This window comes from Actinomyces glycerinitolerans (assembly GCF_900098745.1).
In the GTDB taxonomy this organism is placed as follows: domain Bacteria; phylum Actinomycetota; class Actinomycetes; order Actinomycetales; family Actinomycetaceae; genus Actinomyces; species Actinomyces glycerinitolerans.
In genome coordinates, this window is record NZ_FQTT01000001.1 from 397,632 (window position 1) to 414,766 (window position 17,135).

Sequence of the window (17,135 nt, forward strand, 5' to 3'; positions counted from 1 at the left end):
TCACAGGGGCAGCCTACCGGAGGGCTGTACCGGTCATCGTCGGCGCTACGCGCAATGGACTTCACTCAGAGCGCAGCGCCTCCACCGGGTCCTCCCGGGCCGCCTTACCCGACGGGATCAGGCCGGCCAGCACCGTGAGCCCCACGGAGATGAGCACCAGGATGATGCCGGCGCGCACCGGCAGTTGGGCGATGGACTCCACCCCGAAGCGCCCGTATATGAAGGCGTTCAGCGGCAGGCTCACCAGCAGGGTGATGCCCACCCCCATGAGGCCGGCCATGAGCCCCTCGATGACGGTTTCGGCGTTGAACACGTGGCGGATGTCGGAGCGGGAGGCGCCCACGGCGCGCAGGATGCCGATCTCCTTGCGGCGCTCCAGCACGGAGATGTAGGTGATGATGGCGATCATGATGGAGGAGACCACCAGGGAGATGGCCACGAAGGCGATCAGCATCCAGGAGATGATGTTGACGATCCGGGTCACCGAGCTCATCAGCACGCCGACCACGTCGGTGTAGGTGATGACCTTGTCGTCATCGCCGGCGGCCACCTGCGTGGCGTTGTAGTCGTCCAGGATCTGCTTGACCGCATCCTTGGACTCGAAGTCCTTGGGGTAGATGTCGATCTCGCTGGGGTTTTCCAGGTCCGCCCAGCCCAGCGCGGTCAAGTTGGTCTCGTAGGTGGCGGGCTCGGTGGTCACCAGCGTGCTGAGCAGCTGGCTGAGCTCCTCCGGAGTCATGTCCAACTGGAACGCCTGGGCGAAGGCGTCCGGGTCCACGCTGACGGCGTCGGCCAGGTTGGTGGCCAACTGTGTGGTGGCGGCCTCGATCTGGGCGGTTATCTGCGTCTGGATGGCGGTCATCATCTGGCTCATGGCGGTGGCCATGGCCTGCTGCACGGCGCTGGACAGGGCACTGGTGATGGAGCTGGTGACGGCCCCGGCCACCTGGGAACCGATCTCCGCCACCAGCTGGTCGCGCACGGCGTCGGAGATATCGGCGACGGCGGGGTCGGATCCCAGGGCGGTGGTGAGGTTCTCGGTGAGCTTGGTCGAGTCGATGACGTCATCGGAGCCGAGGGTCTGCGCGATGGTGCGCTGCACGTCCTCCTGGGAGAGGTAGTCGGTCACGAGCGTGCCCAGGTCGGGGTCGTCGTCGGGGTCGTCGGGGTTCTCACCGGCCGCGTGTTCGCCGTAGTAGTCGGTGAATCCGGCGATCAGCCCGTTCATCATGGTGGCGACCTGCTCGTCCGCCCCCTCCTTGATGACGCCGTCGGACAGGGCCTGGGTAATCAGGGTCACGTAGTCGACGTCGGCGAGCTGGGGGAACTGCTGCTCCAGGTCGGTCAGGCTCAGTGACGACAGGTCCAGGGCCGACAGGTCCACGTCGGGCTGGGCATTGGCCAGACCGGACAGGTCCAGGCCGGAGAAGTCCATCTGAGTGGTGTCCAGGCCGGACAGGTCGATGCCCGACAGGTCCATGCCGGAGAGGTCCAGGGCACTGGAGTCGATCTGGAAGGCGGCCCGCAGCTGGGACTCGTCGATATCGAACAGGTTGGTGAAGTCGAATTCGGTGTCCCCGGTGGCGTCGGCCTCCTCGGCGAAGGTCTTGCCGGTGAACACGTCCACCTCCGGGTCGGCGAGCTGGGCCTTGACGATTTCGGAGTCGGCGGCCTGCTCCACCAGGTGCTCGGTCAGCGCGGGGGTGTAGTAGACCCCGGGGACGAGCGAAGCCTGGGTGCCTTCCGCGCGCGCAATCCCGACCACGGTCATCGTTTCGCCGTCGGCAACCAGATCGGACATGAAGGCGGCGTCGGTGGACTTGTCGGTCCACACCTGGTACTCGGCGTCGTAGGCGTAGTGCTCGTATGCGGGCACGAGGCTCAGGGTGCGGCCGATGAGGTCGTTGTACGCGTAGGTGCGCTCCGCATCGGGGTCGGCGGAGTCGCCTGCCCCCGCGGTAGCGGTGGAAGTCGCGCCGGCGGTGGCGGTCGGCCCCGCTGTCGCGTCTGCTGCCGCGCTCGCGGTGGAGTCGGCGGCGGTATCCGCGGCCATTGCGCCGCCGGTCGTGGTGGCGCCGGGCAGGCTGCCCGCCATCCCCGACACGTAGGTCTGCACCAGCTGCTCCAGCTCATTGTGCTCGCGCAGGCCGAGCGCGTACTCGGTCAGGTCGCTCATGCGGCCGTCCTCGGGCAGGACGATGACCAGTTCGTTGTACGCGGTGGGCCAGCGGCCGGCGGCGACCTCGTACTGGTCGGCGTACAGATCCGTGTCGGTGGCCAGCTGCTGGAAGGCGGTCATTTGCATGGTGGCCGTCATGGCTCCGAAGCTGGAGAAGGCCGTATCCGGGTTGACCTGGGTGGGCATCTGTCCGGCGGAGTCGGCGTCGACCGGCAGGTACAGCTGCGGGGTGACGTCGTAGAGGTACTCGATGGCGTTGGTGTAGGTGGAGACGTTGCCGCCGTCGGCGTCGAAGTAGGACTTGAGAGAGGCAAGGTCGTTGGTGTTGGCCGAACCGAGCATGTTGCTCAGGGCACGCCGCTCCCCCACCACGCCGTCGGGCAGGTCGTCCTGTGTGGTGGTCTCGGTGGCCTGGGCGATCAGGGAGGTGTAATCCATGCCCAGTCGCTCGATCTGCAGCGGGTAGGAAGAGAGGGTCTCCTCCTCAGTGCGGGCGATGTAGGCGTTCACCCCGTTGGCGAGCGCCAGGATCAGGGCAATACCGATGATGCCGATGGACCCCGCGAAGGAGGTCATCAGGGTGCGGCCCTTCTTGGTCATCAGGTTGCTGAAGGACAGCGACAGGGCGGTGAGCGGCCCCATGCGAGTGCGCCGCGGCGGCCGGGCCTCGCGGGCGTCGTCGGCCGCAGGCGTGTAGGGCGCGGTGTCTGAGGTGATGCGCCCGTCGGCGAGCTCGACGATGCGAGTGGCGTAGTCGTGGGCGAGCTCGGGGTTGTGAGTGACCATGATGACCAGCCGGTCGGAGGCGACCTCGCGCAGCAGGTCCATCACCTGGATGGAGGTGGTTGAGTCCAGGGCGCCGGTGGGCTCGTCGGCCAGCAGGATCTCCGGGTCGTTGATCAGGGCGCGGGCGATGGCGACGCGCTGCATCTGGCCGCCCGAGAGCTGGCTCGGTCGCTTGTGCACGTGCTCGGACAGCCCCACCTGATCCAGGGCCTCCAGGGCCCGACGGCGCCGCTCCCCGCGAGAGACGCCGGTCAGGGTCAGGGCTAGCTCCACGTTGGCCAGCACGCTCTGGTGCGGGATGAGGTTGTAGGACTGGAAGACGAAGCCGATGCGGTTGTTGCGGTAGGCGTCCCAGTCGCGACTGCGGTAGTCCTTGGTGGATACGCCGTCGATGACCAAATCCCCGGAGTCGAAGTGGTCCAGGCCGCCGATGATGTTGAGCATGGTGGTCTTGCCACTGCCGGACTGGCCGAGCACCGCGACGAACTCATTGTCCCGGAAGGACACGGTCACGCCGTCGAGGGCGGTCTGGTCGAGTGAGGCGGTGCGATAGGACTTGGTTATCTCGTGCAGCTCAAGCATGGGCACTCCGGAGCGGGGGTCGAGTCCCGAACCCTATGCCGTTTTCCTGAAAGAACCAACAAAGCCCGCCACCCCTCGCCGAGATCGGTAGAACTTACGTACCGAGATCGGTAGATATGACGTGCAGCCCCGGATTCAGCCCAGTCGCTCACGCAAGGCGGACAGGGCGGCACCGAGGTCGGCGTCGATGAGGATGGAGCGGTCGGCGATCTCGCGGGGCGTGCCCGGCTCCAGTGACAGCGCCGCATAGGTGGCCTCGGGGTTGGCGTGCACGCGTCGCCAGAAGGGGTACTTGATGATGCCGGGCGTGTTCATACCCACCCCGAGCTCGAGGTGGAGCACGCGCCCGGCCTGATGGGTGTCGGCCCAGGCGACGTAGCGCTCGGCGGCGGCATACCAGCCGGCGTCCTGAACGAAGGTGTCGTCCGAGCGCAGGTTGGTGGTCAAGGGTTCACCGCAGCGCGGGCAGGTGGGCAGCAGACGCGTGGGCACGCGCATCGGGGTACCGGCGGCGGCTCCGGCCCGCTCAGCGGCGTCCATGGCGACGACGGCGTCGTGGTTGTCATAGGTGTCCTGGCTGCAGGGCACGGAGCACTGGAACAGGCCGTAGTCGCCCTGGGTGTAGAACAGGCGGTCCTTGGGGAAGCCGGAGTTCTGAAAGCGGTGGTCGACGTTGGTGGTCAGCACGAAGAAGTCGCGCCCGTCCAGCAGGGCGTACAGGTCGCGGTAGACGGCGCCGGGCCCGGACTCGTAGCGCTGGAGGAGGATATTGCGCGCCCAGAAGGCCCACTTCTCCTCCGGCGTGGGGAAGGGGTAGAAGCCGCCGGAGTAGGCGTCGGTGATGCCGCGGGCGGCGTGGAAGTCGGCGAAGCGCGCCTCGAATGCGGGGCCGGCGTGCGCGTCGCCGTCGGCGACCGACAGCCCGGCGCCGGCACCGACTAGTACGGCGTCCGCGCCGGCCAGCGCCTCGGCGAGGCGGTCAATACGGGCCAGGTTGGCGGCGTCGAGCGGCGGAGTCGGCGGGGTGGTAGTCACCCGGGCGATTATGGCGATTCGAGGTATTTGGGGCAAGGGCACACCCCACAGCCGTGCATCGCCCTGGCCCACACCGCCCGGCCCGCACCGGCTGGCGACCGCGGCCTCAGTCGTCCAGGATGCCCGCCCAGGCCAGGAAGTCCACGGTCCACCCCACCGCCATCTCGTAGTTCGCGTCCCCGAAGCCGTGGCCCGCGCCCGGGATGCGCTCCAGGCGGGCGTCGGGAAGGGTGCGGGCGGCCGCCTGCGAGACGGCGAGCGGCACGTCGGCGTCCGCATCGCCGTGCACCAGCAGCACCGGGGAGCGGTAGCCGCGCATGGCCGCCTCCACGTCCCGGTCCCACAGGTCGTGGGCGAAGTCGCGCCCGAGGATGATGTCGCGACCGTCGACCCGGGAGGTGAAGGTCTCCGGCACCGCGGCGAGTCTCCCGAAGCGGCGCCGCACCGCACCCGGGGCCGCGAGCGCCGGGTACCACAGAGCCAGCGCGGCGATCTGCGCCGGATGGTTGGCGGCCGCGAGCATCGCCACCAGCCCGCCCTGGCTGCGGCCGAACAGGGCGGTGCGGGCGGCGTCGATGAAGGGCCAGGTGCGGGCCATGCCCAACACCGCCTCCAAGTCGGCGTGCTCGGTGCCGATGGTCATGGCGGTGGTGGGCCCCGCCGTCGGGGCCCCGCCCCCACGGAAGTGCGGGGCGATGGTGACGGCGCCCGCGGCGGCCAGGCGCTGGGCGACGGGCGCCACGCGCAGCCCGGACTCCCCCAGGCCGTGGCAGCACACCACCAGCGGGGCGCGCACCCGCCCGGCTGCGGCGGCGCGGGGCACGTATGCCAGGGCGTGGACGAGCCCGCCCGGGTCGGCGCCCGCGGCGGGCACACGTGCGGTCAGCTCGCGGGCGAGGTAGTCGTTCGTCTGGTCTTCCACCTCGGCTCCCGGCCGGCCGCCGGCCTCACGCACGGGCGTCGCCCACGAGGCCGGCGGTGCGCAGGTGGGCTGTGGTGGCGTCCAGCGCCTTCGTCAGGTCGGCGCCGTGGAAGCCGTGGTCCGCCCCGTCGATGGGCAGGAAGCGGGCGTCGGTGTAGGTCTCGGCGGCACGTGCGCCGTAGGCGACGGGGACGAGGGAGTCGTCGGTGCCGTGGATGATGAGCGTCGGTCCGGGATAGCTACCGATCTGCGCGTAGACGTCGAGGTCCCACACGTCTTCGGCGTAGCGGCGCCCCAGGCGCTGCCCCATCCAGGCGAAGGTCTCGCCCACCCCGTCCAGCGAGCCGAGGCCCCGGTGGAGGTCGTCGGCGATGCACAGGGCCGGGTACCAGGCGACCAGTGCCGCCACCTGCGCTGGCCGGCGGGCGGCGGTGAGCATGGCGACGGCGCCGCCCTGTGACTTGCCCAGCAGGGCGATGCGCTCCGGGTCGATGCCCGCCCAGGGGCCGGAGTCGGCCCCGGCGCCCGCGCGTGCGGCATCGAGCACGGCCTCGAGGTCTGTTACCTCCGTGAGCACGCTCATGCCGGTCATGTCGGCGCCGGCCCAGCCGCCGTTGAAGGTGAAGCGGTAGGTCGCCAGGCCGAGGGCGGCCAGGTGGTCGGCCACGTCGGCGGTGCCGTGCAGCGAGTCCGTGAAGCCGTGGCAGCAGATCACCAGCGGGAGGCGTCGTTCGGGAGTGGCGCCGACGCCGTCGCCCGCCGCGTCCGGGAGGGTGAGCACGCCCTCCATGGGAGCGCCCTGGGAGACGACGTCGAGGCGCTCGCGCCGTAGGCGGGGGCTATGCCGGGGAGGGAAACGGGTCATGCAATCATCACTCCTTCCAGCCGCAGCAGGGCGGCCTTGCGTTCGGGCCCGCCCGCGTAGCCGGTGAGGGACCCGTCGGCGCCCAGCACGCGGTGGCAGGGCACGAGGATGCTGACCGGGTTGCGGCCGACGGCGGAGCCGACGGCGCGGGCGGAGGTGGGGCGGCCGGTCGCGGCGGCGAGGTCGGCGGCGATGTGCCCGTAGGTGGTGGTCTGCCCGCGCGGGATGGTGCGCAGCCGGTCCCAGACGCGCCGTTGGAAGTCGGTGCCGCCGGGCGCCAGGTCGGGGGTCGGGCCGGGGTCATCGCCGGTGAAGTAGTGCTCCAGCCAGGCCCGTGCGGCCGCCAGTGCGGCGGGCTCGTCCGGGTCGCCCGCGGCCACGGGCCGGGCGTCGTCGGCGAGTCCGGCGCGGTCGTGGCGCTGCCCGTCGAACCAGACGCCGACGACGGCCCCGCCGTCGGGCAGCCCCTCCCCCGCGGCGATGGCGAGCGTCATGGGGCCCAGCGGGGAGTCGAAAGCGCAGAGGTAATTCGTGGCCGGTGGCACAGCCTCTGACTGTACTCGCGTCCCCACGCCCGCCGGTAGCGGCCCGTGGACATCATCGACGACGCCATCGGCGGGCGGATCGGCGACGGCGCGAGTGATCGGCCCGACTGCTGCGCCGCGATCTGCGCGAGTTGTTAGGAGGCCGGGTGCTGGACGGTCGGTCGAGGGAGGCTCCATGCCGCGCCGCTCTCTGGCGCGATCGGCTGCCATCCCTGCTCCCAGTTCTGCGGGTCGGGCAATCCGCGGTGGTACAGGACGGTGCATTCGTCGTTCGGTTCACCGGCGTGGGCGGCGATGAGGAGGACGGTGTCCTGGTAAGGCGCCGTGGCGCCCGCGCCTCCGCGGGGATCGATAACGCGGATACTGTCCATCTGCGCGATGAGGCGGTGCCGGAGTCCGGTGTATTCCGGTTCCTCAATCAGGGCGGCGTCGATGACGAGGGCAATAACGCCGTAGTCGGGGATGTGCTCGCACGCCCAGGTCAGTATGCGCGTGTCCATATTGGCCGGTGTCGGAGCTCCGGCGGCGTCGTATGCGGCGGCGAGCCTGGCGTCCAGGGCGGCGTACCGTGATTCCCGTACCTCGGCGGCCGCTTGCCCGCGGGGCGGGTTGCAGACGATTACGCGGGGTGGGTAGTGGCAGATGGTGGCCTTGTCGAACTCGTCCTGCTCGAACCATGTGGGCTGGAGGGGGTAGGTGGTGGTGTACAGGCGTTGCGGCGCCGGGCCGAGTGCCGGCAGGTCCAGGAGCAGGGGATCGGCGAGGACCCGCAGTGGCAGCTGGAGCTCGGCGTCGGCGAAGGGGCTCCAGCCCGGTTGGGTCGGCCAGCCCTGCGCCTCCTGAGCGATCTCGATTCGTGTGTTGGTGAGGTACCTGGACATGACGCCGGGGCTGATCGTGTGCGCATCGCCGCGAGGCCACATGGTCTTCGCCGTCTGCTGGCTGACGGCTCCGGGGATGTAGAAGCGTGAGAGAAGTTCGCCCGCTCCGGTCATCGGGTCGAGGACGTGGGCGTGCTGGGGGTTGCGCAGCCCGAAGGGGCGCAGGTAGCGCAGAGCCATCTCGTCGGCGGCCCATGTGAGGGCGTCGGCGAGCGCATCCGGCAGAGGGGCGTTGATCCTGCTCATGGCCTCGGGGAAGACGGGATTGAGGAAGTTCGCGACGAACTCGTCGAACAGCGCCGTGCGGAAATGGCGGTCGGAGTCGATCCAGCTGCGACGTTGGACCAGGGAGCGCAGTTCCTCCAGTGGTGCGAGCAGCTCGCGAATCGACTCGCTGGGCATCGGTGCCTCAATGAGGTCAAGCAGCGAGCGCATGCTCTCGACGTTCCGCGGCCCGCTGGTGCGGTATTCCGCCGCGGTGAGGCCGGAGGGCTCACGCAGGAGATTGCCAGTGAGGACGGCATGGACGGTGAGTTCCTCCGCCACTCGCCGCTCCCCCACGATGCCGGTGTCGCGCTCAAGCACGGAGAGGAGACCGCGGATCCACGGGTCACTCCGGCGCAGGCGCAGCTGGTCGGCGAAGAAGGCTTCCAGGTCCGTGCGCGCCTTGCGCCCCACGGCGGCCCAGCGTTCCCAGTCGATGGGGCCGACGATGTCATCGGCGACCCGGACCAGTGCCCGGTCGCGCTCGGGGCCGGACGCGGTCTCGGCGTGAATGATCGTCGTCTTCTCGGGCAGGGTGTAGCCCTGCCCGCCGCGTCCAGCTGCAAGGTTGTCCGAGTCGCGCGCAGGATGCCTGGACAGCACCTGCCACACTCGGGTGAGCAGCGAGGCCGTCGGCGCCGGGGCATCGGCCGGGCATGGTGCCTGGGTTCCGGCGATGACGGGTACGACGACGTTCAGGCGGCTTGAGCGCACGGGAACGCACAGGGCGTTGACGACCATGGTGGCCAGCTCCGCATCGCTCAGGTCCGGCGGCACTACGAGCGTGGCGCCGCGCAGGTCACTGTCGGCCACGGCGTCGCGGGCATGTGCGAGCGGCGACTGCGCAGAGACGATCGCTACCACCACGCTCGCCTGGTTGATCACCACCGGTTCGGTGACAGGGTCCATGAGCTGTGCCGGAACCAGGCTGCACTGGGCGCCGAGCAGACCCATCCGTCCCGAAAGCCGCGCCTTCTCGCGAGCACGCCGCACTCGGTCCTGATCTGGGTCCATCGCTGATCTGGGCGCGAAGCCCTCCATACCGGTCATGGAGAGAGGGTATGACGCAGCTCTGACACGAATTCGGGGCCGTTAGCCCATGGGCAGCGCCGGTTCCTTACGCTGCCCAACACCGGGCCGAACTAGCACCTCAGCGCCGATCCGGGCCACCCCAGGTCAGTCGCCCGGCCACCCGCGTCGCGCAAAACGACCGGAACAGTCCCGGCGAAAGAGCACCATCCCCAAGACGCACCGTTTGACAACGTTTCTGACAACGACAACAGCCAGCAGGACTACCAGAGTTGACGACTGCTACCCTGCCATCCAGGCATCACGCCCTAGGTACCTCCACCAAGACCAACCAGGCGATCGACCGTCAATACTCGCCAACACCCATCTGACACCGGCGTCCAAGTACCAGAAGGAACCGATATGACCTCAGCGCACACCAAGATTGATCCGGCCGTCCAATCCCAAGTTGCGGACGAGCTTGGCCGCTACGTCTATATGCTCGTCGACCCGCGAGACGGAATCCCCTTTTATGTCGGCAAGGGAAGAGGTGAACGGTTTGGCGCACACGGTCGGGAAGCGATGCTCACAAAGCCAAGGGAGGACGAGGACGACACTCAAAACACACTAAGCGCTAAAGTCCAAAAGATCCATGACATCCGCTCCAGCGGCCGCCAGCCCCAGATATGGATTCTGCGTTATGGGATGACGGAAGCCGAATACACGGCGGCTGAGGCGGTCTGCATAGACCTGCTCCGATCCATGCCGGTGACACCGATCACCGACGGATCATCGCGCCACCCCGATGGTTTAAAGGAGCAGTTGACGAATGCCCGGCGCGAGCTTAACCGCGGCCATGGGGCAGTGCTTCTCGATGACCTGATCGCCGAGAAGGGAGCACCCGAGCTCACCTACCCCGGCCCGCTGTTGACAATCAAACTCGGAGGTTGGACAGAGACTCCCGATGGGGAGGATATGCCCGGAGGCTACAAGCGTTATGGTCATGGATTTCGATCAGAATGGCTGACTCGCGAGGAACGCGAGAAGAACTACCAGGAGATCGGAAAGTCCGCCTGCGGGTGGTGGCATCTTAGCATCCCTAGGCTAAATAATAGCGGGATCGAATACGCCGTTGCCGTGCATCGCGGCGTCACCCGCGCTCTCCTGAGGATCATTCCGGAAACTTGGGTGTCGCAACAATACGGCCCTAGAGACACAAGGAGCGCCTTCCAGTTTGAAATCGTTGACAGCGGACCACTGTTCGACGAGCTTGTCGGCCCGTACGGCCACTGGATTCCATCCGAGAAACGCAAACAGGGCGCCTTCTACTGGCCGAGGTGAGCCAGCCCGGTTTCTCTGGAGCGTCCGCCCAAGGCGCTCCAGAGAAAACCGTGCCGACTACGGAACTACCTACCGGCGACCCTGCGGCGAGCCGCACAGCCCACACAGCCATCCACGCCTCGGCAGTCATATCGACCGATCTCGACAGTTATATCGACCGACTTCGACGGTTATATCAACCGATCTCGGTGAGGGGAGGGCAGCCAGCCAGCCAAGGGGCGGTCACCTCACCGGTAGGCCTCCGAGGAGGCGTTGGGGTCGTAGTTCGCCACCAGTACCAGGCCAGTCAGGGCGTAGGGGCCGCCAATGTAGGGCATGGCCTGCACCAGGGCGGCGGCGACCTTCTGCCGGGTGTTACCGGCCTTGATCGCGCCGGCCACGTGCGGCGTCAGCTGGGTGGCGGCGCCGATGGCGGCGATGGCCACCAGGCTGACGATCTCACGCTCGGCCAGGCTCAGCACCCCGCGGGACTCGACCTCGCCGAAGCCGATGCCGGTCAGCAGGTGCGGCACCTGCGTGTCGAAGGGCTCGGGCAACTTGGCGAAGACGGCCTTGACCTCGTCCCCGTACAGCGGGATCTGGATGGCGGCGCCGGCCACGTCCCGGTCGGCATAGTCGACGGTGGCGGCGCTGGGCAGGGGCAGCTCGACGCCGCGCTCGGTGAGTACCTCGTTAAGCACACCGATGGCGTTGAGGGTCTTGGGGTAGCCGATGTAGGGCTGGCACTGGTAGATGACCTCGCGCAGCTGCTCGGGGGTGGCGCCGACGTTGAGGGCGGCGGCCGCGTGCGCACGCAGCTGCGGCAGGGTCTGCATGGAGGCCATGCAGGTCACGGTGATCAGCTCGCGCTCGACGTCGGTGAGGATGCCGACGGAGAAGACCTCGCCGAAGATGTGGTTCTGCAGGGTCTCCATGAGCTCGGGGTCGGTGGGGCTGGGCTCGGGGGCAGAGCCGAACAGGCGGGTGAAGGTCTCGATCGCCTCGGGTGTCAGTGCCATGGTGTCTCCTTGTGCTTGGTTGTTGGTGGTTGGTGCTGGCGATTGTCGGGTTGTGCCTCTGGGGCTGGTTGCGGGCGGCCGGGCCGCCCGGGGCGGTCGGTGACGTCGGTGGCGGGCGACTACGGCGTCGTCGGGCCCGGGCATGATCCTGCCACGGACGGGGCCCCGTCCGGCGCCGGTACGCGGCGTCAGACGGGGCCCATTGGTGCCTGGTTGATCCAAGCCCGAGCATGCAGAGCGAAGGGGCTCAGACCTCCGGGGCGGGGGCGACGTCGCCCAGCAGGTGGGCCATGCGCACCACCCGGGCGGCCTGCTTCTCGAGCTCGGCGCGGGTCAGCGTTACGGCCGCCGTCCCCTCGCCGCGCAGGGCCGCCAGGATGTCCTGCCGGTCGGCCTCGCAGCCGGGCATGAACAGTTCGTTGCCGGCCTTGATGGTCGCCGAGGCGGTGGCGCGCGGGTTCTTCAGGTCCGTGCGGGCCATGGAGTCGACCACCCAGTCGGTCATGACCAGGCCCTCAAAGCCCCACTCCTCGCGCAGAATGGTCTCCAACAGGTCGGCGGACTCGGAGGTGTGCACGCCGTTGATCAGGTTGTAGGAGGTCATGAGCGCGTGGGGCTGGGCCTCACGTACGACGATCTCGAAGCTGCGCAGGTACAGGTCGCGAGCGGCCCGCTGGGAGACGTGACTGTTGGAGTTCAGGCGGTTCGTCTCCTGGTTGTTGAAGGCGAAGTGCTTGACGGTGACAGCCCGCCCCGGGTGCGCCTGGACGCCGCGGGTGATGCCGGCGGCCATGCGCCCGGCCAGCAGCGGGTCCTCGGACATGTACTCGAAGTTGCGTCCGCACAGGATGGTGCGGTGCAGGTTGAAGGCCGGAGCCAGCCACAGGTGGGCACCGAAGTGATCCATCTCCGCCCCGACCAGGTCGCCGTAGGCGGCGGCTAGCTCGGGGTTCCAGGACTGGGCGATGGCGGTGCCGATCGGGATGGCGGTGGCGTACTGCTCGTAGGTGCGCTCCGGGGTGCGCGGCGCGGCAGCGGCGCCACCGAGCGCGGCGGTGGACTCGTCGTCCATGAGCTCGGCGAACAGGCCGCCCAAGGCCTCACCGAGTGCGAAGGGCCCATCGGCGTCCACACCCACCTGCGGGGACAGGCGCAGGCCGGCAGGGCCGTCGGGCATGATCAGCGAGGGCAGTCCCTCGAAGCGGGTGGTGGTCTGGCCGGCGGCGCCGACGAGTGCCTGCGAGGCCTGGCCGATGATCGACTGCTTCTCGGCGTCGTCGCTGTAGTCGCCCAGGACGATGTAGGACAGGTCGTCGTCGGACAGGTCCTTGACGAAGTCGAGGGCGTCGGTGAGGTCCACGGGGGCGTGGATGTCCTCGCGACGCAGGTCGGCGGCGGCCACGGTCAGCCGCGGGAGGTCGGCCGGTACCTCGACGGCGACCGGTGCGGCCGGCTTGAAGTCGGTGAAGCCGGGGTCCCCCAGGGCGTTATGGAGCTGGCGGACGATGGCGGTCTCCGGCAGCTCGACGACGGCGGCGGGCACCGTGTTGCGGCTGGAGGCGCCCACGCGCACCACGTAGTTGCCGGCCTCCAGGACGGTGGCGGACTTGGCGGCGTCGAAGGAGGCGACGTCGGTCAGGTCGAAGGTGGCGGCGACCTCCTCGGCGGCGCCGGCGGCGAGCTCGCCGGTCTTGGCGAAGGCGGCCAGGGCCTGGTAGGGCTGGTCGAGGTCGCCGGCGGGCACGGACACGTAGACCTGGACGACCTCCTTGCCCGGGCGGGTGCCGGTGTTGGTGACGGTGGTCTTGACGGTGATCTCGGAGCCGACGGCGCTGACCACGGGCGCACCGATGGTGAAGGTGGTGTAGCCCAGACCGAAGCCGAAGGGGAAGATCGGGGCGGTGCCGACAGAGTCGAAGTAGCGGTAGCCGACGTAAACGCCCTCGCGGTAGTGGGTGTCGTCCGGGTCGCCGAAGTCGCCCTCGGTGGAGTAGTCCTCCCAGGCGGCCCAGGTGGTGGAGAGCTTGCCGGAGGGGTAGCTCTTGCCGAGCAGGACGTCGGCGAAGGCGTCACCGATCGCGGCGCCCAGCTGGGACAGCAGCAGGATGTTCTTCACGTCCTTGACCGGGCTCAGGTCTACGACGCCGCCGACGTTGAGCACCAGCAGGAACTTCTCGAACTTCGCTGCGAGCGCGGTGATGTCGCGGACCTCGGAGTCGGTTAGCTTGACGTCGCCGGCATCGGGGTGGCGGTCGTTGCCCTCGCCGGAGTCGCGGGCCACGACGTAGACGGCGGCCTCGCCGTCGCCGTCGAGCGGCAGGTCGAAGGCGGGTGCGGGCTCGACGGCGCCCATGCCGAAGTAGATGGCCGGCTGGCCCGCGGCCTTGGCCTGCGCCTTGAGGTCGGCGACGAAGGTCTTGTGGTTCTCCTCGGCGACGCCGTCGTAGGCGTCGAGCCAGGGCTTGGTGGTGATAGTGAAGCCGGCGTTCTCAAGGCCTTCCTCAAGGGTGACCACGTGGCGGGAGTTGACGTCGCCGCTGCCGGTGCCGCCCTTGATGGTGCGCCGCGCGCCGGCCCCGTACAGGGCGATGCGGCCGGGTGCGGCGAGGGGGAAGGATCCGTCGGCCTTGAGGAGGACCATCGATTCGGGTGCTCCCGCGCGCACCGTTGCCAGGTGGTCGACCTCGTACTGGTTCATGTTCTGCTCCACTGTGAGCTCCTTCTGTCAGGCCAGGTTGTACGTGCGCTCACCGGAGAGCACCCGCTGATCACAATCCTACCGCTCGGTCCATTGTTTGTGAAGAGGTTTAGCACGAGCAATCCACATCCATCCTCGCGCCGGGGTGCAGTTTTCGATGGGCCACCCCAAGACCTGACGCACCCCGGCCGAACACCCCGGAGCCGACCACGACGCCGCATCCCGTATACTATGTCCGAATTCGGACTTGGGTGCTGACGGGAGCCATATGACCACCGCTCTGATGGAGCTGCAACAGACGATCAACGCCATGATCAAACGCGCCGACGACGCCTACCACCGGGCCGCCCGAACGGCGGGGCTGTCAGACGCCGCCTTCGACATCCTCTACGCGCTACATGTCGCGGGCGAGGGCTGCTCGCAGAGTCTATTGTGCGAGCTTTGCTTCTCGCGGAAGCAGACGATCAACTCCGCCATCAAGCGGCTTCAGGAGGACGGCACAGTGCGCCTCGAGTCCGGACCGGGGCGAAGCACGCACGTGTATCTGACCGCGCGGGGGCGCGATCTCGTCACCGAGCGCATCAACCCGATCATCAAAGCCGAGCTCACCGCTCTGGACTCCGTTCCAGCCACTCAGCGCGCCGCGCTCGCAGCCGCCCTGACCACATATACGAGCGCTCTGGTGAGGAGCCTGAACGCAATCGGAGACGACTGACTCCATGGACATGTCCCAGCACCTGGGGGCGCGCGCACTGCTACGCTTCACGGCCCCTTCCATCGCGATGATGCTCTTCACCTCGATCTACGGGGTGGTCGACGGCCTGTTCGTCGCCAACTTCGCCGGCAAGACGGCGCTGGCCGCCATCACCCTGATCATGCCGTTCATCATGATTCTGGGCACCCTCGGCTTCATGATGGGCTCGGGCGGCAGCGAACTCATCTCCCACACCCGCGGCCGGGGCCACGGCGGGTTGGCGAACCGCTACTTCTCCATGATCGTCTACGTCACGCTCGGGACGGGCATCGTGCTGGCGGCCGTCGGCGCCCTGACCATGCGGCCCGTCGCCCAGCTGCTGGGCGCATCCGGCCAGATGCTGGAGCTGTGCGTGTTGTACGGCAGGATTCTGATGGTCTCACTGCCTGCATTCATGCTGCAGTACGCCTTCCAGACCTTCGCCTCCACCGCGGGCAGGCCCCGACTCGGCCTGTATGTGACGGTTGCGGCGGGCATGACCAATATGGCCCTGGATCTGCTGTTCGTCGGCGTCTTCGGGTGGGGCGTGGCCGGAGCCGCGTGGGCCACCGTAGCCTCGGAGTTGATCGGCGGCCTAGTGCCGTTGGCCTGGTTTGCTCGCCCGAACAGCAGCTTCCTGCGTCTGGGCCGCCCGGTAGGGGACCTGGCCGCGCTGGGTCGAGTCTGCGTGAACGGATCATCGGAGATGATGGCGGTGGTGGCCATCTCGGTGGTCAGCATCATCTACAACCTGCAGTTGCTTAGGTTCATGGGCCCGGACGGGGTGGCCGCCTACGGGGTGGTCATGTACGTCAGCATGATCTTCACCGCGGTCTTCGAGGGCTTCTGCATGGGAGCGGCCCCGCTGATGAGCTACCAGCACGGCGCCGCGAACGATACGGAGAAACGCAGCCTGATGCGCACCTCGCTGGCCATACTCGCCATCACCGGAGCGATGATGCTGCTCGCCTCGCAACTGCTCGCACACCCTCTGGCACTCATCTTCGCCGCGAACGATCGCGGTCTCATGGAGCTGACCGAGACGGCATTGCGCATCTTCTCAGTCGCCTTCCTGCCCATGGGCGTGAGCATGTACGGCTCGTCCCTGTTCACGGCACTGGGCAACGGGCTCGTCTCGGCGGCGCTGGCGGCAGCCCGCACCCTCGGCCTGGAGGTGGGCTCGGTCCTGCTACTGCCGCTGCTGATCGGACCGGCGGGCATCTGGGCCGCGATCATAGTGGCCGAGACCACGGCAGCGCTGGCCGTGGGCGTGCTCATCAGGTGGCTGGGGCCCCGGTATGGGCTCCGTGACCGCCGGCCCTTCCCCGCGGGGCAGATGAAGAAGTCCACATCAAACGCTCTGGTGCCCTGATCCCCACAACCGCGAGAGACGACAAGAACAGCGCCCGTCGAGTCACCGACTCAACCAGTGGTTGAGTCGGTGACTCGACGGCTCAACCCTCGGATTCCGTGATCAACATATGCGTGCTACCGTCCGGCGCACCGCTGCGGACATGATCGGTCACGCGCCGTCGGTCCCGGCAGACTGCGGGACCTTCGGCGGGTCAGGGACACCCTGATGAGCGCCCTGATAAGCAACCGATCAAGAACTATGGAGACACCGATGAAGAACTCTGTCGGACGCAACATCGCCAGGCTGCGGCTGTCACGCGGCATGACCCAGGAGCAGCTCGCCCAACGGATGGGAGTCACCCCGCAGGCGGTCAGCAAGTGGGAGAACGATTTGAACTACCCGGACGTGGCGACACTGCCCGCTCTGGCGGCACTGCTCGGCACCAGCGTCGACGCGCTGTTGACGGTGCCGGACAGAGACGCCGCAACCGCCGACCGTCCCACGCCGTCACCGGCCGCTCCTTCATCGGCGCCGTCGCCCCTCTCCGCCCCTTCGGCACCGTCCCCCGCGGCGCCTGCCTTCACCAACTTCGAACTGATTCGTCCCGAGCCCGCGCCGGAGCAGCCGCGGGCCCGACGCGCGGCCGGACGCAGCCTCCACATCGAGGTTCGGGGGCCGCAGGACAATGTCGACCTGGCCTTCCCCATGCAGGCGGTCTCCGCGCTCACCGGTCTCATCGCGACGGTTCCGCAGGTGCGCAGCGCCGTCGGCGCCCGCGGCATCGACCTCGACGCAATGCTGAAGACCTCGTTCAATGCCCTCGACTCCAACGGCCCCGCCACCCTCATCGACGTCACCGACGACGAGGATCACGTACGCATCTGGGTCGACTAGCCCGACACCCTGAACCTATCTTCAGCCCCTGATTCGTCGGCGCCATTGGA

At 68.3% G+C, this 17,135-nt stretch carries 12 protein-coding genes; 4 read left to right on the forward strand and 8 right to left on the reverse strand.

The annotated features are described in order from the left end of the window. Positions 1 to 61: 61 nt before the first annotated feature. The 6 genes from ACGLYG10_RS01620 to ACGLYG10_RS01645 form a co-directional block, all read right to left on the reverse strand. The gene (locus ACGLYG10_RS01620; RefSeq protein ID WP_073327321.1) at positions 62 to 3,547 is read right to left on the reverse strand and encodes an ABC transporter ATP-binding protein/permease; all 3,486 of its coding nucleotides are present in this window, start codon (positions 3,545 to 3,547) and stop codon (positions 62 to 64) included. Positions 3,548 to 3,682: 135 nt separating this feature from the next. Next, complete coding sequence (locus ACGLYG10_RS01625; protein ID WP_244542527.1) at positions 3,683 to 4,582, reverse strand: SIR2 family NAD-dependent protein deacylase; 900 nt, start codon at positions 4,580 to 4,582, stop codon at positions 3,683 to 3,685. Between the two features lie 106 nt (positions 4,583 to 4,688). Then, a complete protein-coding gene (locus ACGLYG10_RS01630; RefSeq protein WP_073327818.1) occupies positions 4,689 to 5,504 on the reverse strand; it encodes an alpha/beta hydrolase family protein in 816 nt (271 codons plus the stop codon). A 25-nt stretch (positions 5,505 to 5,529) separates the two neighbouring features. Next, a complete protein-coding gene (locus tag ACGLYG10_RS01635) occupies positions 5,530 to 6,369 on the reverse strand; it encodes an alpha/beta hydrolase family protein (protein ID WP_073327323.1) in 840 nt (279 codons plus the stop codon). Further along, positions 6,366 to 6,863, reverse strand: coding sequence for a methylated-DNA--[protein]-cysteine S-methyltransferase (locus tag ACGLYG10_RS01640; protein ID WP_073327324.1), 498 nt, complete (start codon positions 6,861 to 6,863; stop codon positions 6,366 to 6,368). The genes ACGLYG10_RS01635 and ACGLYG10_RS01640 overlap by 4 nt, the downstream gene beginning before the upstream one ends. 185 nt (positions 6,864 to 7,048) lie before the next feature. Then, the gene (locus tag ACGLYG10_RS01645) at positions 7,049 to 9,109 is read right to left on the reverse strand and encodes a hypothetical protein (RefSeq protein WP_139240701.1); all 2,061 of its coding nucleotides are present in this window, start codon (positions 9,107 to 9,109) and stop codon (positions 7,049 to 7,051) included. Between the two features lie 381 nt (positions 9,110 to 9,490). On the opposite strand from ACGLYG10_RS01645, the gene ACGLYG10_RS01650 reads away from it, so the two are divergent. Further along, complete coding sequence (locus tag ACGLYG10_RS01650; RefSeq protein ID WP_073327327.1) at positions 9,491 to 10,408, forward strand: GIY-YIG nuclease family protein; 918 nt, start codon at positions 9,491 to 9,493, stop codon at positions 10,406 to 10,408. Between the two features lie 227 nt (positions 10,409 to 10,635). On the opposite strand, the gene ACGLYG10_RS01655 is transcribed toward ACGLYG10_RS01650, so the two are convergent. Beyond that, positions 10,636 to 11,406 (reverse strand): carboxymuconolactone decarboxylase family protein, encoded by a 771-nt coding sequence (locus tag ACGLYG10_RS01655; RefSeq protein WP_073327329.1) that lies wholly within the window; start codon positions 11,404 to 11,406, stop codon positions 10,636 to 10,638. Positions 11,407 to 11,653: 247 nt separating this feature from the next. Continuing rightward, positions 11,654 to 14,104, reverse strand: a complete 2,451-nt coding sequence (locus tag ACGLYG10_RS01660) for a glycoside hydrolase family 3 protein (RefSeq protein WP_170866441.1) — start codon at positions 14,102 to 14,104, stop codon at positions 11,654 to 11,656. 268 nt (positions 14,105 to 14,372) lie between these two features. Between ACGLYG10_RS01660 and ACGLYG10_RS01665 the strand changes: the two genes are divergently transcribed. From ACGLYG10_RS01665 to ACGLYG10_RS01675, 3 genes are all read left to right on the forward strand, one after another. Beyond that, complete coding sequence (locus ACGLYG10_RS01665) at positions 14,373 to 14,819, forward strand: MarR family winged helix-turn-helix transcriptional regulator (RefSeq protein WP_073327330.1); 447 nt, start codon at positions 14,373 to 14,375, stop codon at positions 14,817 to 14,819. A 4-nt stretch (positions 14,820 to 14,823) separates the two neighbouring features. Continuing rightward, on the forward strand, positions 14,824 to 16,209 hold the full coding sequence (locus ACGLYG10_RS01670; RefSeq protein ID WP_073327332.1) for an MATE family efflux transporter: 1,386 nt from the start codon (positions 14,824 to 14,826) through the stop codon (positions 16,207 to 16,209). 252 nt (positions 16,210 to 16,461) lie between these two features. Beyond that, a complete protein-coding gene (locus ACGLYG10_RS01675; protein ID WP_073327333.1) occupies positions 16,462 to 17,085 on the forward strand; it encodes a helix-turn-helix domain-containing protein in 624 nt (207 codons plus the stop codon). Positions 17,086 to 17,135: the final 50 nt, after the last annotated feature.